Source organism: Streptomyces sp. NPDC050610, from assembly GCF_040654875.1.
Taxonomy (GTDB): domain Bacteria; phylum Actinomycetota; class Actinomycetes; order Streptomycetales; family Streptomycetaceae; genus Streptomyces.
Window position 1 is genome coordinate 23,712 of the sequence record NZ_JBFAIV010000017.1, and the last position, 24,150, is coordinate 47,861.

Here is a 24,150-nt window from a genome sequence, read left to right on the forward strand (position 1 = left end):
CTACACCTTCCGGGCGTGCGCCAGGAGGATCGAGGCGAGCGAGGGCGCGCGGCAGGCCGCGCGGTCCAGGGGGCGCAGCGGCCGGGGCACGTCGTGGTACGGGGCCCCCGCCAGGCGTACGGCCGCGAATCCGGACGCGGTGAGCAGTTCGCGCAGTGCTCGTGCCGTGAACAGCCGCAAATGGCCCACGACTTGAGTGCCTGGGCGCCCATGGATCTGACGCAGGCTCACTTCCGAGAAGACCGGCTGCACCCCGGCCAGCAGCAGCGCGCGGTTGTACCAGGCGGCCAGATTGGGCGTGGACAGCAGGAGGTGGCCGCCGGGGCGCAGCACGCGGCGGATCTCCTCCAGCGCGCCGTCCGGGTCCACCAGGTGTTCGATCACCTCGCTGAACAGCACGGCGTCGGCGACGCCGGACGCGAACGGCAGCCCGCCGCCGGTCACCTCGCCCCGCACCGCGTACGGCATGCCCCCCGCCGCCCGCCGCAGCGCGCCCTGCGACCAGTCGACGCCGACGAACCGGTGGCCGGGCAGCGCGGCGGACGCGATGGCCGCCGCCGTGCCGTCGCCGCAGCCGACGTCCAGGACGGTGGCCGGCCCGGCCGCCCCCATCGGGCCCAGCGCGCGGGCGAGCATACGGGCCTGGCGGCGGCCCCGGTCCGCGCCCGAGGCGACGGGTACGGCGGGGTCCTCGTAGAAGTCCCGCAGTCGGGGCGCGGTGGTGGCGGTGCCGCTCATGTGCCCTCCTTCGGGCGTCGGAGGTCTGTGGGGTCTGTGGTGTCTGTGGTGTCTGTGGGGTCTGTGGAGTTCGTGGGGTCTATGGATCCTGTGGAATCCGTGGGGTGTGCGGGCGTCGCGGACGTCGCGTCGAGCGCGCGCGTGAAGATCTCCGCGAGCTCCGCGCCCGCCGCGTCGTCCAGCAGCGCGCGGGACCAGCGCAGCGCCACGTGCAGCCGCCCGCCGGTGCTCGCCGTGGTGACGGTCAGGCCGCGCGGCATCCGGGCCGGGGCCGAGAACCACACGGCGTCCGCCCGCCCCGCGTCGCCGAAGTCCAGCGGGTAGGGGAGGCGGCCGATGTTGCTCAGCAGCGTCGTGGAGGCCCAGGGCGCGGCGGCCCGGCGCAGCCCGCGGGTCACGGCCGCTCGTACGCCCACCGGCAGTACGGGCGCGGTCAACAGGGTCTCTCCGAGGCCGAGTTGGGGTCCCGACGTCGACTTGAGCGTACGGGTCCGGGCGGCGGTGCGGCGCAGTAGGCGGGCCACGGCGGCCGGGTCGGGGCGCTCGGCGGTCAGCGCCGCCTCGTCGAGCGGCTCGTCCGCTCCGAAGCCGACGTCGACGAGGCGGGTGCCGTTGCCGATGGGCATGTCGCTGCCGCGGGTGCGGTCGTCCACCGGCATGGTGATCCGCACGGGCCGGGTGGGGGCGGCGCGCAGCAGGTTCCAGCGCGCCACCATCAGCCGGGTGGCGACCAGGAGTTGGTCGTTGACCGTGTACGGAGCGCCGCCGCCCGAATCCCGGTGCGGTCGGCCCGGCACGGGCAGTTCGGCGAGCAGCATGCCGTTGCCGTGCGCCGGGGCGGCCGTCGAGGCGGCGACGCGCACCGGGCGGCCCCTGCCGCGCCGGCCGGAGGCGGGTTCGGGGGCGGGGCCGGGGGCGGGCTTCGCGCGCCGGGGAGCGGGCGGAGCGGCCCGCGCGGGCGAGTTGTCCCGCCCGCCGTACAGCTCGGCGGCGGTCGCCAGCACCCGCAGGCAGGCCGGGCCGTCGAGCGCGGTGTGATTGATGGTGAGCAGCAGGATGCAGCCGCCGCCCGTCCCGTCCGCGCCGGTCACCACGTCCAGCCGGACGGGCGGCGACGCGGACAGCGGCGGGCAGTCGGCGAGCGCGCGCTCCCGGGCCCGTACGAGCGCGTCGGCGCCCCGCGGCGGGAAGGCCACCGGGTCGGTGTCCGGCTCGCCGGTCTGCTCCCACTCGTAGCGCCTGCGCCACCAGGCCGACGGGGCCTGCCGCACAAGGATGCGGGGGTGGCGCAGCAGCGCCTGGTGGAAGGCGGCGCGCAGCCGGCCGGGGTCGGGGCGGGCGGGGAGGTGCGCCTCGATGTGCACGGTCTCCGGGTCCTCGTCCTGGAGGCAGTGCCGGGAGATCTCGTCGACGGTGGGGAAGGGGATGCGGCGCGACGCGCTCCCCTCTGCGCCCGGGCGCGCGGCGGTTCCTCGGTCCACGGTCGTCATGCTCCCTCCGCTGGGGGGTTCGGGGGCGGTGAGGGCTTGGGAGGTGGCGAGGATTCGGGGCCCGGCTCGTACGAGGGGGCGGGCGGAGGGGGCTCATGGGGCGGGCCAGGCGGCGGCTCGTACGCGGGGTCGGGCGGCGGCGGCTCGTAAGAAGAGTCGGGCGGCGGGGCGGCGGCGAGAACCGGGCGCGGCGTCGGCCGCGGCACCGTGACGATCGCCGCCGTCAGGGCGATGACGGCGAGCACCTGGGCCGCGCCGCCGAACGCGCCCTCGCTCATCGCCACCGGCTGCCCGGCCCCGGTCGTCGCCGCGATCATCGCGCCGACCATGGCCAGCAGTGCCGTCGGCACCAGCAGCCAGGGGCGGGCCCGGGCGACCACGGCCAGTACGGGCACGACCAGCGCCAGCGGGCCCGCGACCACCACGAGGACGGCGGTCAGCGCCACGGCCCCCAGGACCCAGCCCGGCGCGGGCGGCGGTGCGGGCGGCTCGGCGGCCGGGCGGCGGCGGACGGAGGCGAGGAGGGCCAGCAGCGCGATGCCCGCCGCGCCGCCGATCAGCCCCGCGTCGTAGGTCGTCGACGGCGCGTACGAGAGCTCGACCGTGCCGCCCTGCCCGGCCGGCACCAGGAAGCCCTGCTGCCAGCCGTCGACGCGCAGCGGGGTCAGCCGTTTGCCGTCGAGGGTCGCGTGCCAGCCGGAGTTGGCGTTCTCGTACGTCTGGAGGTACGCGGCCGGGCCCGCGCCGACGCGCACGGCGCGCCGGTCGCCCGCCCAGTCGAGGGCCTTGGTCGCGCGCGCCGCCGCCGGGGCCGCCGCCTTGCCGCGCGTCAGGCCGACGTCGGTCAGGGCCAGCGGCCCCTGGTCCCCGGCCTCGACGGTGTGCGTGCCGGGCGCGAGCGGCAGCGCGCCGCCGCGGGCCTCGTCGCCGCACAACTCGACCTTGATGGGGCGCCGTTCGGTCAGGTCGCGGACGCGGCCCGACGCCTTGGTCGCGTGCAGGGTGCCGTCCACGGCGAGCGCCGGGCCCCGGCCGCAGGGCAGCGAGAAGCGGGCGGACGGGTCGGGCGGGGGCGTGCGCAGGTCGTCGAGGGCGGGCACGTACACCTCGCTGAGCCCCACGGGGAGCTGTAACTGCCGGTCGGCGAGGGGGTTGTGGACGGTGAGCGGGGCGACCTCGCTGATGGTGATGTCGAGCTGGTCGGTGACGATGGGTTCGAAGCGGGCCTGGCCGTTCTCGTCGACGCCCGCGGTGGCCGCGCCGTACGGGGAGTTGATGAGGACCTGCTGGGGCCGGGTGGAGAGGCCGCCCGCCGCGGCGAGGACGATGTTGTCGATGCTCCGCCGGCCCGGCCAGCGCAGATGGATGACGGGCCGGTCCCCGGCGATCCAGGCGGTGGTGAGGTCGCCGTCGACCAGGTTGCGGGCGCTCAGGGAGTTCCCGGTGCGGGCGGTGGAGTCGGCCGTCGCGGTGACGCGCCGCCGGCTGCCGGGCGCCACGAGGTCGAGGAGCCGGTCGAGTTCGTCGCCGGGCACGGGGAGGGCGGAGGCGGTGACGGAGAAGCGTTCTTCCGCGGAGGTGGTGGTGAACCGGCGGTGCAGGCCGGCCTCGGCGGCGGCCGGTGAGAGTCCGCCCGGGTCGCTGCCGCGGTGCAGCGAGTACGTCTCGCTCGCCGCGTCCGTACCCTGCGCGTCCGTCGGCAGCGCGAGCAGCCGGGCCACCTGGACGCCCGGGATGGAGACCTCGGAGAAGCCCGCGCCGGACAGCCCCGGCTTGGGGTCCTGCGAGGCCAGGATGGTGATCTTCAGCCATTTCGCCTGCCCCGTGGGCGCTTTGACAGGTTGCGTCAGTCCGTTCGGCTGGAGCGGGCTGTCGGCCGTGCCCCGGTCGGTCTGCACGCGTACGAGCGTGGGGGCCGCCCGCGTCCCGTCGCCCGGCAGCGGCGTCAGCTGGATCGAGGCGGGGATCGAGGTGGGCGTGTCGAAGCCGACGCGCAGCCACTGGCCGACCGGGTGGCCGGGGGTGCCCTCGGCCCACGCGGTGTCCGGGTTGCCGTCGAAGGCGTTCGCCGGGTCGTACTGCGGGAGCTGGAAGAGCCAGTTGCCGCTGCTGGAGGCGGTGACCTGCGCCGCGCCGCGCAGCACGGCCGTCGTCTGGTGCCGCACGCCCTTGACCGGCAGGATCTGCTTCGGCGGCCGGCCCGCGTCCTGGAGGCTGTCGGGCAGGTTCCGCTCCTTCGGCCCGTAGGTGTACGAGGTGTTGGTGTTGACGAGCCCGAAGCGGGTGTCGGCGCGGCGCAGCCCGTCGCCGACCGCCTGGAGCGGCGGCGAGCCGATCCCCGGGTGGTTGTCGCCGGTCAGCACGGCGGGTCGGCCGCGCATCGACGGGTCGGCGGAGAGCGGGAGCAGCGACTCGGGGCCGCCGCTGACGACGGCCGTGCCGGAGACCGGCTTCGCGGTGACCGGGCCCGGCCGGGGGGTGTTGACAGGTTCGTAGATCTCGACGGCCTGCTGCCGCGGGAAGAGCCCCTGTACCTGTACGGGCGTCTCGGCGGGGATGCGGCCGCCGGTCAGCAGCGGGCCGAAGGCGGCGGCCCTGCGGTAGCCGGAGGCTTCCAGGGTGCGCTTCACGGTCTGCGGGGGGACGTAGCCGATCTGGTCCGGGTCGAGGTCGTTCCGTACGACCACGTCGTACAGCCCGGCGCGCCCCAAGTAGTCCCGCAGGCCCGGCACTTCGGTGCCCGACATCAGCGCCTGCTCCACGGCGTCCATCGCGCGCCGCGAGCCGGGGGCGCCGAACGGCACGTAGTCGCGCTGCGCCCAGCGGGATTCGGCGAGGACGTCGAGGGGCTGGTCGATGGGGGAGCCCCAGGTGTAGATGCCGTGCGCGGTGGCCGGGACGACGAGGGCGCGGCTGTCGGGGGAGTGCTCCTTGAGCCAGTCCGCCGCCTTCGACCAGTGCGCGGGCAGCTTGGTGAAGGAGCCCGGCTGGAGCACGGTGCCGTTGAGATACGGCCAGGCGAGTCCCGGCAGGAGCAGCAGCGCGGCCAGCGCCGGGGCGAGCCGGCGGCCGGGCACGGGGCGGGCGCCGCGCCGCTCGGCGGCGACGGCCGTCAGGTGCGCGAGGCCGAAGGACAGCGCGAGGGCCAGCCCCGGCTGGAACTTGTAGATGTTCCGGAACGGCCGCAGCCAGCCGTCCAGCCACCCCTGGACGGTGGCGTGGAAGGGCGCGCCGTACGCGCCGCCGTACCCGGCCAGCGCGATGAGCGCCACGCTCAGCACGGTCAGCAGAAGCCAGCGGCGCTCGGGCAGGTCGCGCCGGGCCAGTCCGGCGAGGCCGAGCGCCGCGGCGAGCCCGGAGCCGATGATCGCGACGAGGGCGGTGGCGGCGGCCCAGCCGCCGGGCAGCCAGGGTTCGCCGAAGTTGAGGTAGGCGACCCAGTTCCCGGCGCCGCGCAGCAGCTCCGTCGCGGACATGGTGGCGGTCGTGGTGTCCGCCTGCTCGATGTACGGCATGAAGTTGTCGCCGTAGTGCCCGAGCAGCAGCAGCGGCACGCTCCACCAGGCGGTGGCGAGGACCACCCCGGGGACCCACCACGCGAGGAGGGCGCGCTGGCGGGGGCCGCGCGGCCGGGAGAGCAGGTACAGCGCCACGGGCAGCAGCGCGGCGAGCGTCGAGGCGGCGTTGACGCCGCCCATGAACGGGATCAGCAGCGCGGACCGGGCGGCGGCCACCCGCGCGCTCGCCGTCTTCGAGGCGAGCGGCAGCAGCACCCACGGCAGCAGCGCCCCCGGCAGCGCCGCGGCGGCGGTGGACCCGATGACGATGGTGAACGTCGGCCACAGCGCGTAACCGACGGCGCCGAGCAGCCGGGTCGCGGGCGAGCCGACGCGCAGCCGCTCGGCGAGGCGCAGCGCGCCCCAGAACGCGGCGGCGACGATGACCGACATCCACAGCCGTTCGGCCAGCCAGACCGGCAGCCGCACGAGGTGGGCGAGGGCGTAGTACGGCAGGGTCGGGAACGCGTAGCCGACGTACTGGTCCGAGATGCCCCCGAAACCGCCCCGGTCCTGCCACAGCGACCCCAGGTCGTGCAGGAACCCGAACGGGTCGGCGACGACGCCCAGCTTGGTCTCGAAGGTCATCCGGCCCGGCGCCCGCACCAGGAACGCGACGAGCGCGAGGGCCCAGAACCCCAGCAGCCACCGCCGGCCGCGCGGCGGCTCCGGCCCGTCGCCCGCACGCCGGGCGGCGGCGCGCGGCCGGTCCGGCCCGGCGGGGGAGGGGACGAGCGTCGCCTCAGTCACGCCCCTCACCCCGCCGTGGAATCCGTCGCAGGGGCAGCAGACCGCGAACCGTCATAGGGGGACCGCCTCAGTATCAGCAGCAGATTCCAGGTGGCGACCTCCCGCAGCCCCGGCACCCGGGTGACCGCCTCCGCGAGGAACGGCGCGTAGCGGGAACGGGCCGTGAGCACGGTGACATCGGGCAGGGCGCGCACATGGCGGAGGGTGGGGCCGATATGGATGGGGAAGAGGTTCTCGCCCACGGTGTGCTTGGCGGCGCGGCCCGTGCGCCGCCGGTAGCGGGCGCGGGCGCGGTCCGCGCCGAGGTAGTGCCAGGGGCTCGTCTCGTGGCCGCCCCAGGGGGAGAGCCAGTTGGTGAACGCGACGTAGACCAGCCCGCCGGGCCGCGTCACGCGGATCATCTCGCTGAGGAAGGTGCGCGGGTCCGCGACGTGCTCCAGCACGTTGGAGGAGAAGCAGACGTCGGCCGCGCCGTCGGCGAGCGGCAGCAGATAGCCGTCGGCGAGCACCGCCCCGGCGGGCGGGGGCCCGTGCGCCGTCAGCTCCCGTACGTCGGGTTCGAAGAGGTAGCCGCGGGCGCCGCGGCGCCGGAACTCGGCGGTGAAGTGCCCGCTGCCGCCGCCCACGTCCACCACGAGCCGGTCCCGCAGCGGCTCGTACCGCTCGATCTGCCGGGCGGCGTCGCGCGCGAGGAGCGCGTAGCACCGCTCGGGCTCGGACTGCTCCCGCAGGAAGGCGCGGAAGAGGGCGGCGGACCGGGCGATCGAGGGGTCCCGCACCGCCGCTCACCGCCCGTACGGGGCCGGCGCGGCCGCCAGGCACGCCTCCGCCGCGACGGCCCGGAAGCCGCGGACCGTGCCGCTCCAGGGGAACCGCTCGGCGCGCAGCCGCGCCGCGCGGCCCAGCGCGGCGCGCCGCTCCCGGCTGAGGGCGAGCGCGCACCAGGCCTCCGCGAAGGCGGAGTCGCCGGCCGCGAGGAGGCCCGTACGGCCGTGGTCGACGGAGTCGCGCAGGCCGGGGACGTCGAAGCCGATCGCGGGCGTCCCGCGCACGGCGGCCTCGGTGACGACCAGGCCCCAGCCCTCGACGAGGGAGGGGTGCAGCAGCAGCCAGGCGGCGCACAGCAGCCGGTGCTTCTCGGCCTCGTGGACCCGGCCGGCGAAGGTCACGCCGGGGCCCGCGAGCGCCTGGAGCCGGGCCCGTTCAGGACCGTCGCCGACGATGACGAGCCGGCCGCCGGTCAGGGGCCGCACCCGCTCCCAGAGCCTGAGGAGCAGATCGACGCGCTTGTACTCGACCAGCCGGCCCATGGCGACGAACAACGGCTCCGGGGATTCGGGGAGCGGCGCCGGGGGCCGTTCGACGCCGTTGTGCACGACGCGGATACGGTCCTGGGCCACGCCCAGGCGCAGCAGCGCCGAGGCGGTGGAGCCGGACACGGCGACGATGAGGTTGCGGCGGTGGGCGTCGGCGAGCGCCCAGCGTTCGAGGCGGGCGCCGAGCCGCGCGGCGGGGGCCGGGTAGCGCAGCGGCCACAGGTCGGTGTGGACGTGGTTGACCAGGCACAGGGTGGGGCCGCGGTGCCACAGGGGCGCGAGGTAGGGCATGCCGTTGCAGACCTCGACGAGGAGGTCGCAGCCGCCGACCCGCCGGTCGAACTCGTGGCGCGCGCGCAGGAAGTGGGCGGCGTCGCCGCCCGCGGAGACGACGCGGTAGCCGTGGTGGGCGGTGGGGCCGCCGCATACCAGGGTGACCTGGTGGCCCTGGGCGGTCAGGCCCTCGGCGAGGCGGTCGACGAGGATTTCGGAGCCGCCGGCGGCGGGGTTGCCGAGGTCGCGGCGGGCGAGGAAGACGATCCGGCGGGGGGTGGGGGAGGGGGAGAGGGAGAGGGAGAGGGAGAGGGACGGGGGGTCGGATCTGGGTGTCGGGGTGGGGGTTGGTGTCGGGCCCGATCTCGGTGCCGTGTCGGATCTCGGCGTCGGGCCGGGGCACGGCGGAAGGGCGGAGCCGGGCGTTGGGCCGGGCGTTGGGCCGGGGCCCGGCGTCGGGGCGGGGAGCGCGGCAGGGGGGACCGCGGTAGGGGACGGGGACGGCCGTAAGTGCTGGGGCATCGCCGCTCCAACTCGTCTTGGGGTGCGGAGCTTTGTGGGGGAACGGTGCCGGGCGGTGCGCGGGGTGAGTTCGTCAGTGTTCGCCGACGCGTGCGGCGCGGCTACTCACCGAGGTGACAATTTCCGCCCTTCCTGGAGCTGACGGCTCGTCACTTCATGCGCCGTCAGTCGGCACGAGTGGCCCCGCGCACCAGCAGCAGCACGCCTCCCGCCGCCGCGAACACCCCGACGACCGCCGCGCCGAGCGGCGCCGTCTCGCCGATCAGCCGCAGCTTGCGGTTCTCGCGCCGCGCGACATCGACCTGTTCGCGCTGGGTGCCCGGGGTGAACGCGACCCCGTCGCCTTGCAGCAGCGTCACCGCGTCCCGCCGCCCGCCGGGCGCGCGGAGCGTCACATGCGGCGACAGCGAGGCGTTCAGCACCCGGCCCGTACGGCGGTCGACGACCAGGTCGATACGGTCGTTGGCGTACCACTCCTCGGCCTGCACCTGACTGCGCCGGGGCTGGCCCACGACCGCGCCCGGCACCTGCCTGCTGCCGGTCCGGGTCGGTCGCACGCTCCCCGTGAAGCGGTACCCCTGGTAGCCCCGCACCCGCTCCACACCCGCGAAGCGGAGCGGGATGGTCGAGCCCAGAGTGTTGTCCCACCAGCGGTAACCCCGCTTCTGCACATCGAAGGGGAACTTCAGGTAGGCCTCGCCCTCGAAGGGGGAGGGGGACTCGCCGCAGCAGTGCACGGGCGCGTTGGTCCGGCGGTCGGTCACCAAGCGCTCGGTGGTCCACTGGAACGATCTGCGCGGATCTCCGAGTTTCAGCGTGCGCGGGGTGTCGATCGTCGTGGACACGTCCCAGACCGCCCGGCCGCTGCGGTCGGAGGCCGCCACGTCGCCGAGCACCCGCCGGGTGATGGTGATCTTCTGGCCGCTCCTGACCTCGGTCGCCTCGGCGTCGTAGTAGCGGCCTTCGCCGGTGAACACCGTCGTGGCGTTGACGTCGACGGACGTGCGTTTCGCGTGGGGTTCCACGTACCAGGTGAGCATCGGCGCGAGCACCAGCAGGAAGACGCCGGCGCCGAGCAGGATCAGCGGGACCGGCGGAGTCGGGCGACGCATAGGGGCACTCCTCGGGGGGAGGGCGGGGCGATCCGGGCGCGCACATCGCGTACGGGCCGGGAACCGTAGGCGGCCCTTGACGGAGTGTCAATGCTCCAACGATCCTGCACACGTTCGCAGTTACCGGGGCCGGGCCGGGGCGCAGCCATCGGAAAGGGGCTCGACGCGCCATGTCCAGACTGCTCGCCGCCGCCGTGACCGCCGCCTTCGCCGCCGCCCTCGCCGTCGGCGCGGCGTTCGGCATCGTCGCACTGCTCGGCATCACCCCGGACCAGCCGAACGACCCGCTCGTGACGTTTCCGGCGGTCACGGCGGAGGGCACGCCGGCGCCGTCCGCGAGACCGTCGCCGTCTTCTTTGGGCCCGTCGCCGTCTTCGCCTTCGGGACCGCCGTCGTCTTCCAGCCGGCCGTCGTCGCCGGGCCCGTCGCCGTCGTCCTCTTCGAACCCGGCGCCGGGAGGCCGGTGACCGTGCCCGCGCCGCGCTCCGCCTGGCAGGACGTGCCCAGCTCGCAGGTCCGCCGGTTCTCCGCGCTCGCCCTCGCCGACGTGCCCGAACTCGCCCACGACATCCTCCGCCAGATCCGCCGCGAATTCCCCCACCTCACCCTCGTACCCGACGAGTCCGGCGAGCCCATGGCGCTCGTCGGCATCCGCAGGGCCCTCGAACAGTTCGTCCGGCAGTTGGCCACCGGGCCGGACCGGCCGCCCGCGCACCCGCCCGTCTTCCAGGAGTTCGGCCGCGGCCAGATGCTGCACGGCCGCAGCCTCGACTCCCTTCAGGCCATCTACCGGCTCGGCGTGAAACTCGCCTGGCGCCGCCTCGCCGAACTCGGCGGCCAGGCCGGCATCCCCGCCCCCGCCATGTACGAACTCGCCGAATCCGGCTTCGACTACCTCGACGGCCTCGTCGCCGAGACCATGCGCGGCTACGCCGAGGCCGTCGCCCGGCAGACCGGCGAACGGCTGCGCCTCCAGCGCCGCCTGCTGGACCTGCTGCTCACCGAGCACCACCGCAAGGACCCCGCCGACGCGCTGGCGGAACACGCAGCCCGGCTCGGCTGGCCGCTGCCCGCGCACGTCGCCGTCGCCGTGCTGCTGCGCCCCGCCCGCGAGGCCGTGGCCCCCGCCGTCGGCCACGGCGTCCTGCTCGACATGGAGTGCGAGCAGCCCCGCATGGTCGTACCCGACCCGGACGCCGCCGGCCGCCCCGAACTCCTGCGCCGGGCCACCGCCGGCTGGTCCGGCGCGATGGGCCCGCCCGTACCGCTGGCCGAGGCCGCGAAGTCGCTGCGCTGGGCCGGTGCGGCCGTACGCCTGATGGAACTGGGCCAGCTGCCGTCCGGGGCGCTGCTGCACTGCACCGAGCACACCGAGGCGCTGGTCCTGCTGCCGCCCGCCGAACTCATCGAGGACCTCGCCCGCCGCCGCCTCGCCCCCCTGCTGCACTGCGGCCCCACCCAGAGCCGCCGTCTGGCCGAGACGCTGCTCGCCTGGCTGGAGACGCGCGGCGGCGCGCCCGAGGTCGCGGCCCGGCTCGGCGTCCATCCGCAGACCGTCCGCTACCGGCTGCGCCAGATCAGGGAGTTGTGGGGCGACGAGGTCGACGACCCCGACCGCCGCTTCGAACTGGAACTGGTGCTGCGGGCCAGGCGGCTGCGCGGCGAACTCCCGGCCCCAGGCCGTTGAGCTCCTGGCCGCTGAGTTCCCGGCCCCTGGCCGATAAGCTCCCGGCCCTCCGCCTGGCCCGGGGCGAGCCCGCCTCCGGGGGCGGCGCGGCCCATCGCTTAGGGTCTGGTGAGAATTCCCCGCGCTTACGGAGGGCCGATGGCCGCGAAGACCGACACGGCGCTGCTGCAGTTGCGCAAGGTCAGCCGGTCGTACGGCGACCGCCAGGCGCTGCACCCGATCGACCTCAGCCTGGCCGCCGGCACCTGCACGGCCCTGTTCGGGCACAACGGCTCCGGCAAGTCCACCCTGCTGCGCATCGCCGGCGGCCGGGACACCCCGACGAGCGGCAGCGCGCTGTTCGCGGGCCGTACGATCTCCGAGGACGACCCCGTCGTACGGGCCAGGGTCGCGATGGTCGGCGACACCGTCGCCTGCTACCCGGACCTCACCGTCCGCGAGCACCTGGAACTGGTCACCGTCGCGCACGCCGTGGAGGACGCCGACGGCTGGATCGACGAGGTGCTCGCCGACCGCCGGCTGTCCGACCACGCGAAGGCGCTGCCCGGTTCGCTCTCCTCCGGCCAGATGCAGTCGCTGCTGCTGGCCGCGGCCCTCGTACGCCCCCGTGACCTGCTCGTACTCGACGAGCCGGAGCAGCGGCTGGACCCCGAGGCCCGGCAGCGCCTCGCCGAGCTGCTGATTGGCGAGAAGGAGGACGGCGTGGCCGTGCTCCTCGCGACCCACCAGGCGGATCTGGCCGAGGCGGTCGCGGACCGCATGATCGCGCTGGAGGACGGCGCGGTGATCGCCAAGGGCGCTCCGGCGGCGGTCCTCAAGAAGCTCGGTGTGCGGTCATGAGCGTGCGCGAGGGGGGCCGGGGCGGGGCGGCCGGCGCCGAGCCCGTCCAGGAACACGACCCAGTCCAGGAACACGAGCCCGTCCAGGAACACGAGGATGAGGACGAGGTCTGGAGCGAGGAGCACGACGACCGCACCGCCGAGACGCTCCGCTGGCTGCGGGACAAGCGCCGCGCGCACCAGCGCCAGCGCCGCCGCGACACGGCCGTCCTCATCTACTGCGTGATCCTCGCGGTCATCGGCTACGGCAGCGGCTTCGTCATCCGCTTCCTGCGGGAACTCCAGGTCAGCGCCGACTACAGCGGCGTCGGCGACGACGTGCGGCACACCCTGCCCGCCGTGTTCGTCGGCGTGACCGTGGGCCTCGCCCTGTTCGCCGCCCGCGAAGCGCTGTGGCGCGGGCCGGTCGTCGTGCCCGGCCCGAGCGTGGGCTGGGTGCTGGCCCACCCGGTGCGCCGCGCCGCGGTGCTGAAGCCCAAGTTCCGGTTCTCCGCCGCGCTCGCCCTGGCCCCCGGATTCCTGACGGCCGTCGCCGCGGCCGTGGTGCTGCGCGTCATCGACCTGGCGTCGTTCGGCGGCGCCCTGCTCGCCGCCCTCCCGGCGGCGCTCTGCCTGCCGCTGCTCGCCGTCACCCTCGGCATGATCGTCGAGGGCAGGCCCCGGCTGGCCCGCCGGGTGCGTCGGCTGACGGTCCCCGCCGTGCTCCTGCTCGCGCTCCTGGCCGTACAGGTCGGACTCGCGAGCGGCGGGCACCGGGTCGCCGCCCTGGAGTGGATCGAACTGTGGTCCGGCCCCTGGGGCTGGGCCGCGCAGCCGCTGATGGCCGCCACCGGCGGATCCGCGCCGGGCTGGCCCGCGGCCGTCGTGCTGCTCGCGGCCGCCGCCGCGGCGGCCCTCCACTACGGGCACCGGCAGGCCGCGCACGTGCCCACCGCCCAGCTGCGCAGCCGCGCGGCGACCTCCTCCGCCGTCTCCGCCGGAATGTGGTCCCTGGAGCTGCGCGCCGCCAAGCTGGCCGTACTGGAGTCGGGCGGCGGCGAGCCCACCTGGCGCGTCAGCGTGCGGGCGCCCCGCAACAAGTACCTGGTCGTCCTGTGGCGGGACCTGCTGGCCCTGCTGCGCACCCCCGGCAGGCTGGGCCGCGCCCTGACCTGGGCGGGGTGCGCCGCCCTGACGTCCGGCCTGGGCGTGGAGCTCGGCGGCGAGAAGCGGGTGGTCGGGCTCGTCCTGGGCCTGCTCTTCGGCTACTTCGCGGTCGGCGCGCTCGCCGAGACCGCGCGCCTGGAGACGGACGACATCCGCCGTGCGGCCTGGTCCCCGTTCCGCTTCCGGACCCTGATGCTCCAGCACGCGATCGTCCCCGCCGTGCTGGGCGCGCTCCTCGGGCTCCTCGCGGCCGTGCCGTACGCGATGGCGGGCGTGCGCTGGCCGCTGCTGCTGATGCCGGTGTGCGCGGTGCCGTTCGCCGCCGCCGCCGTCTTCGCGGCCTGCCGCGGCCCGGCCCGTACGGACCTGATGTTCGTCGGCGGCGGCCTGCCCACCGGCGGCGCCGGGCCCTTCCTGTTCATGGCCTGGTACGCGGCCGGGCCCCTGGTGTCGATCGGCGGGCTGACGTTCGTACTCAACTCCGCTCTCTCCCGCGGCCTGGACGGGCGCGGCGTGCTCGACACGGCCTGGATGGCGGCGGCGCTGACCGCCGGCCTCCTGCTCTTCGCGGCGCGCTCCGCGAACAAGCTGATCCGCCGCTAGGTCCCCTCGGGGTCAGGGGCCGTGGTCATCTTCCGGTTCCGTCCCCGGGCGGGGGAGCAGGATGGAGGCCGGCGTCCCGGGCGAACAGTGCGGCCTGCACCCGGTTGCCCACTTCCAGCGCCGCCAGGATGCGGCTGACGTGGGATTTCACGGTGCTTTCCCGCATTCCCAGGACGGCGGCGATCTCCGCGTTGGACGCCCCGTCGGCCAGGAGGCCCAGCACATCCGTCTCGCGCGGGGTCAGCCGTCCGATGCGGGCCGCGGCGTCCCGTACCCGGCCGCCCGCCGTGCGGTGGTAGCGGTCGACGAGGCGGCGGGCCGCTGCCGGATGGAGCATGGCCTGGCCCTCGGCGACGACATGGACGGCCCGGACGATCTCGGCGGGGTCGGTGTCCTTGAGGAGGAACCCCGAGGCGCCCGCGGCGATCCCGTCGTACACGTACTGGTCCAGGTCGAAGGTCGTGAGCATGACGATCTGCGGCGGCCGGGGCAGGGCCCGCAGCCGTTGTGTGGCGGCGATTCCGTCCATACGGGGCATCCGTACGTCCATCAGGGCCACGTCGATGCTCCGCGTCGAGGCCAGGTCGAGGGCCTCCAGCCCGTCGCCGGCCTGCGCGACGACCGAGATGCCCGGGTCGTCGGCGAGGATGTCGGATAGGGCGAGGCGGACCAGGCGGTCGTCGTCGACGATCAGCGTGCGGATCATCGCGCTTCCCGGGCGGGGCGGACACCGGCGCCCTGGTCGAGGGGGAGTTCGGCGGCGATGCTCCAGCCGCCGGACCCGGCCGGACCGTAGTGCAGCCTGCCGTTCAGGGCGGTGACCCGCTCGGCCAGTCCGATCAGACCGTATCCGCCGGTCGCGGCCGGGTCCCGGGGCGCTGTACCCGGGCCGTTGGCGACTTCGACGGTGGACAGGGGCGGGCCGTACCGCACGGTGACCCGCGCAGAGGCGCCCGGTGCGTGTTTGCGGGCGTTGGTGAGGGACTCCTGGACCAGGCGGTGCACTGCGAGCTGGTGGCTGGCCGGGACGTCGTCGGCGCTGCCCCGGACGTCGGCCTCGATCCGCTGCCCCGCCGCGCGGGCCTCGTCGAACAGCTCGGACAGCTCCTGTAGTCCAGGGGTACGGGCGTCGGCGCCCTCGGTGTGGTCGCGGAGCGCCCCGAGGACGTCGCGCAGGTCACCGAGCGCCTGCGTGGAGGTGGTGCGCAGCTGGGCGATGCGTTCGGCGACCGGCTCGGGCAGGTCGTCGGCGCGTCGGCGCAGCGCACCCGCGTAGAGGGCGAGCAGGCTGAGGCGATGCGCGAGGACATCGTGCATCTCGGCCGCGATCCGCGCCCTCTCGTTCAACCTCGCCTGCTCCGCCCGCAGTTCACGCTCCACGCGGAGGTGTTCGACCTGTGCGGTGAGGCTCGTGACGAGCCGGCGCCGGCTGCTCGCCCACAGGCCGAGGGCCAGGGCCAGGCCGAACGGCATGACCGGCCCGTAGGACCGTACGCTCCACAGGAGTTCGTCGCCCTGGAGGAAGTGGTTGCCGATCAGTGCCGCCACCGCGGCCAGCGCACCGGCCGCGAGCCGCCCCCGGGAGGCGAGGTGGAAGACGGCGATCAGGAGCGGAAGCGGGTCGCCCAGCCAGGCGGCCGCGAGCGTGGTGACGGCCAAGGTGACGGCGGGGAGCCGGTATCTGAGGAGCAGCGACAGGCTGGTGACGGCCGCGCCCGCGACCCGCGGGTCCAGCAGATCGCCGTCGGCCGCGCCGACCACGGCGGTCTGCACCGACAACTGGACCACCAACGCGATCAGCAGGGCCTCCGCCCACCAGGGCCACTGACGAACGTCCGTACTCAGCACGGGTAAAGCGTAGGCATCCAAGGTGTTCCTCTCCTCCGCCCACCGGCGATCACGACCCCCTACTTTCGTACCGTACGGCCGTCGACCGACAGCCGAGGGCACGGTTCGCGCCGCTTCCTAGCGTCGTGGTCATGGAATCGACGTACGTGAACCCGCCGGCCGAGACCGCCGTCCCCCGCCCGCCGGCCGAGACCGCCGCCCCCCGCTCCGGGGCCCGGCCCGGCTTCCTCCGCGAAGCCGCCCGCACCTTCCGCGCCACCGGAGCCGTAGCGCCGAGCAGTAGGCACCTCGCCGACCGCCTCGCCGCCCCTGTACGGCAGTCGGTCATGGCGCGGCGCCGCCCCACGGCGATCCTGGAGGTGGGCGCGGGGACCGGCCCTGTGACTCGGGCGCTGGCCGCGCTCAGCGGTCCGGCCGACCGGCTGGACGCCGTCGAGATCAACCCGCGCTTCGTCCAGGTCCTGTCCGACTCGCTGCGCACCGACCCGGTGCTGGCGGCGGCGGCCGACCGGATCAGGATCCTGCCCGGATCGATCACCACGATGCGCTTCGACCGGGACTACGACGTCATCGTGTCGTGCTTGCCGTTCGCCAACTTCGAGCCGGATCAGGTGCGTTCGATACTGAGCCGCTATCTGTCCGTACTGGTTCCCGGCGGCCACCTGACGTTCTTCTCCTACCTCGGCACACACGCCGTGCGCACTGCCTTCAGCAGCCGCGCGGAGTCCGCTCGGCACCGTGAGGCCGGCGCGGTCCTCGGGGAATTCGCCCGGCGGCACGGCGGGCGGCAGAGCGTGGTGTGGCGCAACCTCCCGCCGGCCCGGGTATGGCACCTACGGGCCCCGGAGCGGCCCGCCCGGCGCGCGGACGCGGACGCGGCCTGACACCGCCCCGGATCAGGGGTAGTGCTCCGCCCGCGCGGCCGTGATCAGGGCGGAGACGTCGCCCCACTCCAGCCCCGCCACCCGCGCCCGGCGCATCCAGTCGTCGAGCTCGCCGCGCAGCGGCGAGTCGGCGAGCGGCCTCGCCTTCGCCTGCTGCGCCGCCGCGCTGCTCACGAACGTGCCGACGCCGGGCCGGGGCTCCACCAGCCCCTGGTGCTCCAGTTCGCGGTACGCCTTCAGCGTGGTGTTGGGGTTCAGCTTGGTGTCGCGGGCGACCCTGGCCGCGGTGGGCAGCTGGTCGCCCTCCAGCAGGATGCCCAGTCGCAGCGCCTCCTGGACCTGCTGGACGATCTGGAGGTAGGCGGCCATGCCGCTGTGCCGGTCGATACGGAACTCGACCACTAGCGCCCCCTCTCCATCTCTTCCCGCGCGCCGGATGCGTCCGCCGCCTGTTTCGCCGCACGCCCTGGCGTACTCACATCCGTACTCACATCGGCCTGCGTCGGACCCACCACAGGATGAAGACGGTGATGGCCGCCGCCAGCGCCAGCAGGATTCCCGCGCCCAGCCACTGCATGCCCTGCATCTGGTCGTAGCCGAAGTATTCTACGTAGTTGTTCACGATGCCGAGCTTGGCCCGGCAGGCGTCCGGGTGCGCGTCGCCGACGCAGGTGCCGAAGCCGTAGAGCTTGTTGTCGGCGGTGGAGATCCAGTTGTCGATCTGCACCGCGCCCGAGGGCAGTTTGTCGATGCCGTCGCTGTCGAACGGGAAGGTGAGCACGCGGGGGCTCGCGAGCATCGGCCGTACGTAGTCCCACACGATCTGCACCGCGAAGCCGACGACGAGGGTCAGCGCCATGGCGGCGATCGCCCGCCGGAGGAGCATGCCGATCGCGACGCCCGTGACGAGCATGAGCAGCGAGAAGGCCACGGGCATCGGTCCGGTGACGTCGAAGACGTCGGATCCCAGCCAGTCGCCGCTGGAGACCAGCAGGCGCGCGGGCTTCCACAGCCAGGTGAAGGCCGCCGCGAGCGCCGCCGTGCACACCAGCGTGATCGCCGCCGCCATGCCGAGCTTGGTCGCGATCCAGCGGTCGCGGCCGGTCGCCTGGGTGGTCACCAGCTGCGCGGTGCCGCTCTCCCGGTCGGACGCGATCAGCGGGGCGCCGAGGAAGACGCCGATCAGGGCGGGCAGGGACTGCAGCGACTCGGACGCGTCCTGGAAGAGCGAGTCGTAGAGGCTGTGAAAAGACTGGTTGCCGTCGCCTTTCCCCGAGTGGTGCAGGAGGTCCACCAGCCCGGTGCGCTGGTAGATCATCACCGCGGAGCCGATGACTCCCGCCGCGATGAGGAGCCAGAAGGCGATCCGGTGCTGGCGCCAGACCAGCCAGACGAGTCCGTGCAGGACGCGTGGCCGCCGCTTGGCGGGTGTGGTCCCGGTGCGTGCCGGTGCTGTCGTGCTCATGCCGCCGCTCCCTGCTCCTCGACACGGGCGCTGGGCGTCAGCAGCGGCGGGGCGTCAGGCGCCCGCAAGTACCCCAACAGGACTTCCTCCAAAGTGGGTGTGCTGATCCGCCAGTCGTTCCCGACCTTGCCCTCCGGGCGGATCAGGGCCGTGAACTGGCGGCCGACGGTGTGGGATTCGATGACGGTGTGCTGGGCCAGCCGCGGCGGAACGCCGTCGTCGGTCTGCGCGCCGGTCACCAGGGAGTGCGCGGGCAGCAGCGCGTCGACCTCGCCGGCCAGCCGGACCCGGCCCTGCGCGACGACCACCAGGTAGTCGCACATGGTCTCCAGCTCGGAGAGCATGTGGGAGGACATCAGCACGGTCGTGCCCTGCTCCGCGGCCTCGGCCATCAGCAGGCCCGCCATCTCGTGGCGGGCGAGCGGGTCCAGGTCGGCCATCGGCTCGTCCAGGAGCAGCAGTTCGGGGCGCTTGCCGAAGGCCAGCGCGAACGCCACGCGGGTGCGCTGGCCGCCGGAGAGCGTGCCGACGCGCGAGTGGAGGGAGAGGTTCCCCGCCCGTACGATCCGCTCGGCGAGCTCCTGGTCCCAGGTCGGATTCAGCTCCTGCCCCATGCGCAGGGTCTCCTCCACGGTGAACCGCGTGAACAGCGGCTTGTCCTGGGCCAGGAACGAGCTCTTGGCGAGCACGGCCGTTCTGGACACCGGCACGCCGAACAGGTGCAGCGTCCCCTCCGTGGGCTGCACGAGCCGGGTCGCCATGCCGAGGAGCGTGCTCTTGCCCGCGCCGTTGGGTCCTACGAGCCCGCAGATCCGGCCGGCCGGCAGCCGGAACGAGCAGTCCCGCACGGCCCACTTGCGGCCGTACCGCTTGCCGAGCCCGCGCGCCTCGATCGCGTCAGTCACACGCTCTCCCTACCTTGCTAATTAGCTAGTCCCCTAGTGGAATGAATAGTGAAGGCCGGGCGGGCGGGGTGTCAATACGGGCCCGAGGGGGCGACGCGGAGTGAGGTGTGGCCGACGTCACGTGACCGGAGGGGTGGGGGTCGCGCGGGTTCCGCCTCGGGAAGGGCGAGGAGCGTCCTCGGGGCGAACCGGGTGAACGGGGGGCGGCACCGGCCTTTATTCGACCGGAATTGTGCCGCTTGGCGTGATCGGAATGAAATAGTCCGCGGTGGCGGATCGGATTCCGTTTAGCGATATCGCGTCAACGTGCCGAGTGCGGAATGGAATAGTCCGCCGAAGAGCCCCAATTGCCGGGATCATGAAGTGATATGTTCCCGGCAGTTCTCGGACTCGGCTTTGCGCGGCCGCCGTTGGCGTCGCCGCGCGACCATTGGGGGAAAGCTGTGGTGAGGTTCGGTCCCGGGCGTGGATTCTCCGAAAACCCGGTCGAGGCCCCGGTCCTCCCGGTGCGGGGGTGATCCGCCGACGCCGCGCGGGCGCACATGAATTCACGCACGGCGTGGATCCGGGGTGCTGTACGAACGACAACGGAGGACACATGATCACGCGAACTTCCCGTGGGCGGCGCGCCGCCTCAACGCTGCTGACCGTGGCCGTCGTGGGCGTGGCCCTGGCCGCCTCGCCGGTGAACGCGGCGGCGCCGCCCGTCTGGGAGACACTGCCCCAGCCCGTCAAGAACGCGGCCGCGGCCATTCTCCCGTTCGACGGGCAGAACTCCGTCGTCACCACCAGGCAGGGAGAGTGCGGCGACTGCGACTTCGACCAGCGGCTGTGGCAGCGGAACGGGACGGCCTGGACGGAGCTGAAGCTGCCCGCCAAGGGCGTGGCCGACACGGTGACCGGCACCTCCCCCGACGACCTGTGGGCGATCGGCCGTCATGACGGCGGTGACGGCACCACCTGGCAGGTCAACCACTACGACGGCGCCAAGTGGTCGGCCAACCTCAGCCCCGACGCGAAGAGCGTGGAGATCCTCGCCGCCAAGGCCGTCAGCCGCACCAGCCTCTGGGGCGTCGGCGACACCCGGGTCGACACCGCGATCGTGCCGACGGTGAACCACTGGGACGGCGAGACGTGGAAAACCACCAAGTTCGACGATGTGGAGGGCTATCTGGGCGCTCTCCAGGTGAAGTCGGAGAACGACATCTGGGCCGTGGGCGCCACCGACGCCGGCGGGGTCGCCAACGACAATCACCAGGGGCTCGTCATGCACTACGACGGCACCAAGTGGACGCGAATTCCGGTGCCTTCGATCCCGAAGGTGAGTACTTACCTCGACAGTGTTATCAGTAACGGGCCGAACGACGTATGGGTGTCCGGGACCGTCCGGGACGAGCGGGGCCTGGGAGACAAGCGGACCGGTGCGTACGTCATTCACTGGGACGGCAAGAGCTGGACCCACCGGGATGTTCCGGGCAAGGAAGCGGTAACGGCCAAATCCTTTGCCAATTATGACGGAAAGCTCTATGCCGGGCTTTCCGGCAATCAGAAGCTGGTCCGCTGGACCGGTTCCGCCTGGGAGCAGGTCGACGGGCTGGAGCCGTATATGTTCGGCGTCCACGAGCTGACCACCGCCAAGGACGGCTCGCTGTATCTCACCGGCGCCAGGGGGACGTTCTTCGGTTCCATCTACTACCAGCAGCGGCTGGCCGCGCCCGCCGCGCGCTGATCACGCGTCTGAGGGCCGCCCGTCACCGAGCGGCGGGCGGCGCTTCAGGCAGACCGGAGCCCCGGGCGATCGCCGTCCGGGGCTCCGTCGCGCTCCGGTCCAGTCCGGTCCGGTTTATATCGATCAGGCCGGGTCGACGCCCAGCATCCGCTGGAGCAGCCCGCGCAGGACCGTGCGCTCCGCGACCGACAGCCCGGCCAGCGGCTCACGCGCGAAGTGCAGCGAGTCCTTCAGGTGGTCGGCCGTGCGCTTGCCCTCGGCCGTCGTGGCCGCCAGCTTCACCCGGCGGTCGTCCGGGTCCGGCTGCCGCTCGACGAGGCCGCGGCCCTCCAGGCGGTCCACGATCCCGGTGATGTTCGACGGCTCGCACTTGAGCCGCACGGCGATCCGGCGCATGGGCAGCGGCTCACGGGCGAGCAGTGTCAGCACGCGCGCCTGCGCGCCGGTGAGGGAGTGCTGGGCGGCCGCGTCCTCGTACTCCTCGTGGTAGCGGGCCACGACGGTGGCGATGAGGTCGACGACCTCCAGGGTCAGTGCGTCTGTACGAGTGGCCATGAGGACAAGGATAGCGTTTTGCTTGACAACATGAAATATCCAGATGCATTGTTCTTTCAGGTACTGAAACATCTGGAACAGCAGGAACATCAGGTACTGAAGCACTAGGAGGCTTCGCTTCATGTCATTGCCCACGACCGGCCGCGAATGGCACCTCGTCGCCCGCCCGCAGGGCTGGCCGGAGCCGGAGGACTTCGCGCTGCGCGAGAGCGCCGTGTCCGAGCCCGGCGACGGACAGATCCTGGTCCGCAACCTGCACATGTCGGTGGACCCCTACATGCGGGGCCGCATGAACGACGTCAAGTCGTACGTGGCCCCGTTCCAGCTCGACCAGCCGATGGACGGCGGGGCGGTCGGCGAGGTCATCGCCTCCAAGGCGGACGGGTTCGCCGTCGGCGACCACGTCCTGCACGGGCTGGGCTGGCGCGAGTACGCCCTGCTCGACGCCGCGGGCGCCGCCAAGGTCGACCCTGAGGCCGCCCCGCTCACCGCCTACCTCGGCGTGCTCGGCATGACGGGGCTGACCGCCTACGCGGGGCTGCTGGAGGTCGCCTCCTTCAAGGAGGGCGACGCCGTGTTCGTCTCCGGCGCGGCGGGTGCGGTCGGCAGCGAGGTCGGGCAGATCGCCAAGCTCAAGGGCGCCTCCCGCGTCATCGGCAGCGCGGGCTCGGACGACAAGGTCAGGCTCCTCACCGAGGAGTACGGCTTCGACGCCGCCTTCAACTACAAGAACGGCCCCGTGGCGAAGCAGCTCAAGGAAGCCGCCCCCGACGGCATCGACGTCTACTTCGACAACGTCGGCGGCGAGCACCTGGAAGCCGCGATCAGCTCGTTCAACCTGCACGGCCGCGCCACCATCTGCGGCATGATCTCCCAGTACAACGCGACCGAGCCGCCCGCCGCCCCGCGCAACCTCGGCCTCGTCATCGGCAAGCGGCTGCGTCTGCAGGGCATGCTCGTCCGCGACCACACGGCGCTCCAGCCGCGGTTCGTGGAAGAGGTCTCCTCCTGGGTGCGCTCCGGCGAGCTCAAGTACCGCGAGACCGTGGTGACCGGCATCGACAGCGCGGTGGACGCCTTCCTCGGCATGCTGCGCGGCGAGAACACCGGAAAGATGATCGTCAGCCTCGACGACTAGGCTCGTCCGTACGCCGCCGTGGACGCGTGCCCGCGGCGAACCAGCAGGAGGATCTCAGCATGAGCACTCAGTCCGTGGACGTTCTCTACACCGCTGTCGCAACGGCCGAGAACGGCCGTGACGGCCGCGTGGCCAGCGACGACGGCCAGCTCGACGTGGTCGTCAACCCGCCCAAGGAGATGGGCGGCAGCGGCGCCGGCACCAACCCCGAGCAGCTCTTCGCCGCCGGTTACAGCGCCTGTTTCCAGGGCGCGCTCGGCGTCGTGGCCCGCAAGGAGAAGGCCGACATCTCCGGCTCGACCGTCACCGCCAAGGTCGGCATCGGCAAGACCCCCGAGGGCGGCTTCGGCCTGAAGGTCGAGCTGGTGGGCTCCATCCCGAACGTGGACGCGGCCACCGCCAAGGACCTTCTGGAGAAGGCCCACCAGGTCTGCCCGTACTCCAACGCCACCCGCGGCAACATCGAGGTCACGCTGAGCGTCGCCTGACCCCGGCCCGCATGAAGGCCGCACCCCGCCCCGGGGTGCGGCCTTCGTCGTACGCGCAGCCGGCTGTACGAGCCGTCACCGCGTCGCCGCCCGTACGAGCCGTCACCGCGCCGCCGCCGGTACGAGCCGTTCCCGCGCCGTCGCCCGTACGGACCGCCTCCGCGCCGCCGTCCGTACAGATCGCGTTCGCTCCGTCGCCCGTACGGCGCCGTCCCGACCGGCGACTACGCTTGCCCGCCATGCGAGATCTTGTGGCGGGGGCGGGCTATCTCATCAAGGGACAGCGCTGGATCGCGGGGCACCGGCGGCTGTGGGGGCTCGGGATGCTGCCCGCGCTGATCACGCTCGTCGGGTACGCGGCCGCGGTCGTCGCGCTCGGCTACTGGGCCGGCGACGTCATCGGCTGGGCGACCCCGTTCGCCGACGGCTGGCCCTCGCCCTGGCTCGGCCTCTTCCGCGGCCTGCTCGCCGCGCTCTTCTTCGGCGGCGGACTGCTCCTCGCCCTCCTCTCCTTCACCGCCGTCGCCCTCTTGGTCGGCGAGCCGTTCTACGAGGCGATCTCCGAGCAGGTCGACCTCGCCGAGGGCGGCACGGCGCACGAATCGGGGCTGCCGCTCTGGCGCGAGCTGTGGATCGGCACCGTGGAGTGCGTCCGCGTGCTGGCCCGCGCCGCCTGCTGGGGCGTACTGCTCTTCGCGCTCGGCTTCGTGCCGGTCGTCGGCCAGACCCTGATCCCGGCCGTCGGCTTCTGCGTCTCCGGCTTCTTCCTCACCGAGGAGCTGACGGCCGTCGCGCTCCAGCGGCGCGGCGTGGCGCTGCCGGACCGGCTGCGGCTGCTGCGCGGCCGCAAGCTGCTCGCCTGGGGCTTCGGCGTGCCGCTGACCCTGCTCTTCCTCGTGCCGGTGGTGGCCGTCTTCGTGATGCCGGGCGCCGTGGCGGGCGCGACCATGCTCGTACGGGACCTCACGGGCGAGGCGACGGCGGACGACGACGATGCCGACAACAGCACGGACGACGGCGCCGACGACACCGCTCCCCGCCCCGTGAGCTGACGCCGCGTCCGGAGTGTGGCGTTCCGGCCCGGTTCGGCGCGGGGCGACAATAG

At 73.7% G+C, this 24,150-nt stretch carries 22 protein-coding genes; 9 read left to right on the plus strand and 13 right to left on the minus strand.

Annotated elements, in window-relative coordinates; all coding sequences use genetic code 11:
- The 6 genes from AB0I22_RS21495 to AB0I22_RS21520 all read right to left on the minus strand — a co-directional run bounded on the left by AB0I22_RS21495 (nt 1) and on the right by AB0I22_RS21520 (nt 9,758).
- The gene (locus AB0I22_RS21495; protein WP_363132439.1) at nt 1-738 is read right to left on the minus strand and encodes a methyltransferase domain-containing protein; all 738 of its coding nucleotides are present in this window, start codon (nt 736-738) and stop codon (nt 1-3) included.
- The gene (locus AB0I22_RS21500; protein WP_363132440.1) at nt 735-2,228 is read right to left on the minus strand and encodes a condensation protein; all 1,494 of its coding nucleotides are present in this window, start codon (nt 2,226-2,228) and stop codon (nt 735-737) included. Before AB0I22_RS21500 ends, AB0I22_RS21495 begins: the two co-directional genes overlap by 4 nt.
- Nucleotides 2,225-6,535, minus strand: a complete 4,311-nt coding sequence (locus tag AB0I22_RS21505) for an alpha-(1->3)-arabinofuranosyltransferase family protein (protein WP_363132441.1) — start codon at nt 6,533-6,535, stop codon at nt 2,225-2,227. The genes AB0I22_RS21500 and AB0I22_RS21505 overlap by 4 nt, the downstream gene beginning before the upstream one ends.
- A gap of 5 nt (nt 6,536-6,540) precedes the next feature.
- Entirely contained in the window at nt 6,541-7,314 is a 774-nt protein-coding gene (locus tag AB0I22_RS21510; protein WP_363132442.1) for a class I SAM-dependent methyltransferase, read from the minus strand.
- A gap of 6 nt (nt 7,315-7,320) precedes the next feature.
- Nucleotides 7,321-8,646 carry a glycosyltransferase family 4 protein gene (locus tag AB0I22_RS21515; protein WP_363132443.1) on the minus strand — a complete coding sequence of 442 codons (1,326 nt, stop codon included), beginning with the start codon at nt 8,644-8,646 and terminating at the stop codon, nt 7,321-7,323.
- Nucleotides 8,647-8,810: 164 nt separating this feature from the next.
- A complete protein-coding gene (locus tag AB0I22_RS21520; RefSeq protein WP_363132444.1) occupies nt 8,811-9,758 on the minus strand; it encodes a DUF3068 domain-containing protein in 948 nt (315 codons plus the stop codon).
- Between the two features lie 170 nt (nt 9,759-9,928).
- On the opposite strand from AB0I22_RS21520, the gene AB0I22_RS21525 reads away from it, so the two are divergent.
- The 4 genes from AB0I22_RS21525 (at nt 9,929) to AB0I22_RS21540 (ending at nt 14,033) form a co-directional block, all read left to right on the plus strand.
- A complete protein-coding gene (locus AB0I22_RS21525) occupies nt 9,929-10,225 on the plus strand; it encodes a hypothetical protein (RefSeq protein ID WP_363132594.1) in 297 nt (98 codons plus the stop codon).
- A gap of 2 nt (nt 10,226-10,227) precedes the next feature.
- Nucleotides 10,228-11,445, plus strand: coding sequence for a helix-turn-helix domain-containing protein (locus AB0I22_RS21530; RefSeq protein WP_363132584.1), 1,218 nt, complete (start codon nt 10,228-10,230; stop codon nt 11,443-11,445).
- A gap of 138 nt (nt 11,446-11,583) precedes the next feature.
- Nucleotides 11,584-12,285: an ABC transporter ATP-binding protein gene (locus AB0I22_RS21535; protein WP_363132445.1), complete on the plus strand. Its 702-nt coding sequence runs from the start codon at nt 11,584-11,586 to the stop codon at nt 12,283-12,285.
- Nucleotides 12,282-14,033, plus strand: a complete 1,752-nt coding sequence (locus AB0I22_RS21540) for a hypothetical protein (RefSeq protein ID WP_363132446.1) — start codon at nt 12,282-12,284, stop codon at nt 14,031-14,033. Before AB0I22_RS21535 ends, AB0I22_RS21540 begins: the two co-directional genes overlap by 4 nt.
- A gap of 25 nt (nt 14,034-14,058) precedes the next feature.
- On the opposite strand, the gene AB0I22_RS21545 is transcribed toward AB0I22_RS21540, so the two are convergent.
- Together AB0I22_RS21545 and AB0I22_RS21550 are read right to left on the minus strand one after the other, a co-directional pair.
- Entirely contained in the window at nt 14,059-14,739 is a 681-nt protein-coding gene (locus AB0I22_RS21545) for a response regulator transcription factor (protein ID WP_363132447.1), read from the minus strand.
- On the minus strand, nt 14,736-15,881 hold the full coding sequence (locus tag AB0I22_RS21550) for a histidine kinase (protein ID WP_363132448.1): 1,146 nt from the start codon (nt 15,879-15,881) through the stop codon (nt 14,736-14,738). The genes AB0I22_RS21545 and AB0I22_RS21550 overlap by 4 nt, the downstream gene beginning before the upstream one ends.
- Before the next feature lie 131 nt (nt 15,882-16,012).
- Between AB0I22_RS21550 and AB0I22_RS21555 the strand changes: the two genes are divergently transcribed.
- Entirely contained in the window at nt 16,013-16,765 is a 753-nt protein-coding gene (locus tag AB0I22_RS21555) for a methyltransferase domain-containing protein (RefSeq protein ID WP_363132449.1), read from the plus strand.
- A gap of 12 nt (nt 16,766-16,777) precedes the next feature.
- Here the strand turns inward: AB0I22_RS21555 and AB0I22_RS21560 are convergent, their stop codons facing one another.
- The 3 genes from AB0I22_RS21560 to AB0I22_RS21570 form a co-directional block, all read right to left on the minus strand.
- Nucleotides 16,778-17,134: a GntR family transcriptional regulator gene (locus AB0I22_RS21560; protein ID WP_363132585.1), complete on the minus strand. Its 357-nt coding sequence runs from the start codon at nt 17,132-17,134 to the stop codon at nt 16,778-16,780.
- Between the two features lie 118 nt (nt 17,135-17,252).
- Nucleotides 17,253-18,230, minus strand: a complete 978-nt coding sequence (locus AB0I22_RS21565) for an ABC transporter permease subunit (RefSeq protein ID WP_363132450.1) — start codon at nt 18,228-18,230, stop codon at nt 17,253-17,255.
- The gene (locus AB0I22_RS21570) at nt 18,227-19,135 is read right to left on the minus strand and encodes an ABC transporter ATP-binding protein (RefSeq protein ID WP_363132451.1); all 909 of its coding nucleotides are present in this window, start codon (nt 19,133-19,135) and stop codon (nt 18,227-18,229) included. The genes AB0I22_RS21565 and AB0I22_RS21570 overlap by 4 nt, the downstream gene beginning before the upstream one ends.
- Before the next feature lie 598 nt (nt 19,136-19,733).
- Here AB0I22_RS21570 and AB0I22_RS21575 point away from each other — a divergent pair.
- Entirely contained in the window at nt 19,734-20,864 is a 1,131-nt protein-coding gene (locus AB0I22_RS21575; protein WP_363132452.1) for a hypothetical protein, read from the plus strand.
- 123 nt (nt 20,865-20,987) lie between these two features.
- On the opposite strand, the gene AB0I22_RS21580 is transcribed toward AB0I22_RS21575, so the two are convergent.
- Nucleotides 20,988-21,419 carry a MarR family transcriptional regulator gene (locus AB0I22_RS21580; protein ID WP_363132453.1) on the minus strand — a complete coding sequence of 144 codons (432 nt, stop codon included), beginning with the start codon at nt 21,417-21,419 and terminating at the stop codon, nt 20,988-20,990.
- 121 nt (nt 21,420-21,540) lie between these two features.
- Here AB0I22_RS21580 and AB0I22_RS21585 point away from each other — a divergent pair, with 121 nt between their 5' ends.
- A complete protein-coding gene (locus AB0I22_RS21585) occupies nt 21,541-22,557 on the plus strand; it encodes an NADP-dependent oxidoreductase (protein ID WP_363132454.1) in 1,017 nt (338 codons plus the stop codon).
- 59 nt (nt 22,558-22,616) lie between these two features.
- Complete coding sequence (locus AB0I22_RS21590) at nt 22,617-23,045, plus strand: organic hydroperoxide resistance protein (RefSeq protein WP_363132455.1); 429 nt, start codon at nt 22,617-22,619, stop codon at nt 23,043-23,045.
- Here the strand turns inward: AB0I22_RS21590 and AB0I22_RS21595 are convergent.
- Nucleotides 23,026-23,286, minus strand: coding sequence for a hypothetical protein (locus tag AB0I22_RS21595; protein WP_363132456.1), 261 nt, complete (start codon nt 23,284-23,286; stop codon nt 23,026-23,028). The two genes, AB0I22_RS21590 and AB0I22_RS21595, sit on opposite strands and share 20 nt — an antisense overlap.
- Here AB0I22_RS21595 and AB0I22_RS21600 point away from each other — a divergent pair.
- Nucleotides 23,285-24,097, plus strand: a complete 813-nt coding sequence (locus AB0I22_RS21600; RefSeq protein WP_363132457.1) for an EI24 domain-containing protein — start codon at nt 23,285-23,287, stop codon at nt 24,095-24,097. The two genes, AB0I22_RS21595 and AB0I22_RS21600, sit on opposite strands and share 2 nt — an antisense overlap.
- The last annotated feature ends 53 nt before the right edge of the window (nt 24,098-24,150 follow it).

Coding starts and splice junctions, on each gene's coding strand:
- AB0I22_RS21560 (WP_363132585.1), bottom strand. CDS start 17,134: ATGGCCGCCTACCTCCAGATCGTCCAGCAGGTCCAGGAGGCGCTGCGA.
- AB0I22_RS21535 (WP_363132445.1), top strand. CDS start 11,584: ATGGCCGCGAAGACCGACACGGCGCTGCTGCAGTTGCGCAAGGTCAGC.
- AB0I22_RS21545 (WP_363132447.1), bottom strand. CDS start 14,739: ATGATCCGCACGCTGATCGTCGACGACGACCGCCTGGTCCGCCTCGCC.
- AB0I22_RS21495 (WP_363132439.1), bottom strand. CDS start 738: ATGAGCGGCACCGCCACCACCGCGCCCCGACTGCGGGACTTCTACGAG.
- AB0I22_RS21555 (WP_363132449.1), top strand. CDS start 16,013: ATGGAATCGACGTACGTGAACCCGCCGGCCGAGACCGCCGTCCCCCGC.
- AB0I22_RS21595 (WP_363132456.1), bottom strand. CDS start 23,286: ATGGCGGGCAAGCGTAGTCGCCGGTCGGGACGGCGCCGTACGGGCGAC.
- AB0I22_RS21500 (WP_363132440.1), bottom strand. CDS start 2,228: ATGACGACCGTGGACCGAGGAACCGCCGCGCGCCCGGGCGCAGAGGGG.
- AB0I22_RS21525 (WP_363132594.1), top strand. CDS start 9,929: ATGTCCAGACTGCTCGCCGCCGCCGTGACCGCCGCCTTCGCCGCCGCC.
- AB0I22_RS21580 (WP_363132453.1), bottom strand. CDS start 21,419: ATGGCCACTCGTACAGACGCACTGACCCTGGAGGTCGTCGACCTCATC.
- AB0I22_RS21515 (WP_363132443.1), bottom strand. CDS start 8,646: ATGCCCCAGCACTTACGGCCGTCCCCGTCCCCTACCGCGGTCCCCCCT.
- AB0I22_RS21600 (WP_363132457.1), top strand. CDS start 23,285: ATGCGAGATCTTGTGGCGGGGGCGGGCTATCTCATCAAGGGACAGCGC.
- AB0I22_RS21575 (WP_363132452.1), top strand. CDS start 19,734: ATGATCACGCGAACTTCCCGTGGGCGGCGCGCCGCCTCAACGCTGCTG.
- AB0I22_RS21590 (WP_363132455.1), top strand. CDS start 22,617: ATGAGCACTCAGTCCGTGGACGTTCTCTACACCGCTGTCGCAACGGCC.
- AB0I22_RS21540 (WP_363132446.1), top strand. CDS start 12,282: ATGAGCGTGCGCGAGGGGGGCCGGGGCGGGGCGGCCGGCGCCGAGCCC.
- AB0I22_RS21585 (WP_363132454.1), top strand. CDS start 21,541: ATGTCATTGCCCACGACCGGCCGCGAATGGCACCTCGTCGCCCGCCCG.
- AB0I22_RS21520 (WP_363132444.1), bottom strand. CDS start 9,758: ATGCGTCGCCCGACTCCGCCGGTCCCGCTGATCCTGCTCGGCGCCGGC.
- AB0I22_RS21565 (WP_363132450.1), bottom strand. CDS start 18,230: ATGAGCACGACAGCACCGGCACGCACCGGGACCACACCCGCCAAGCGG.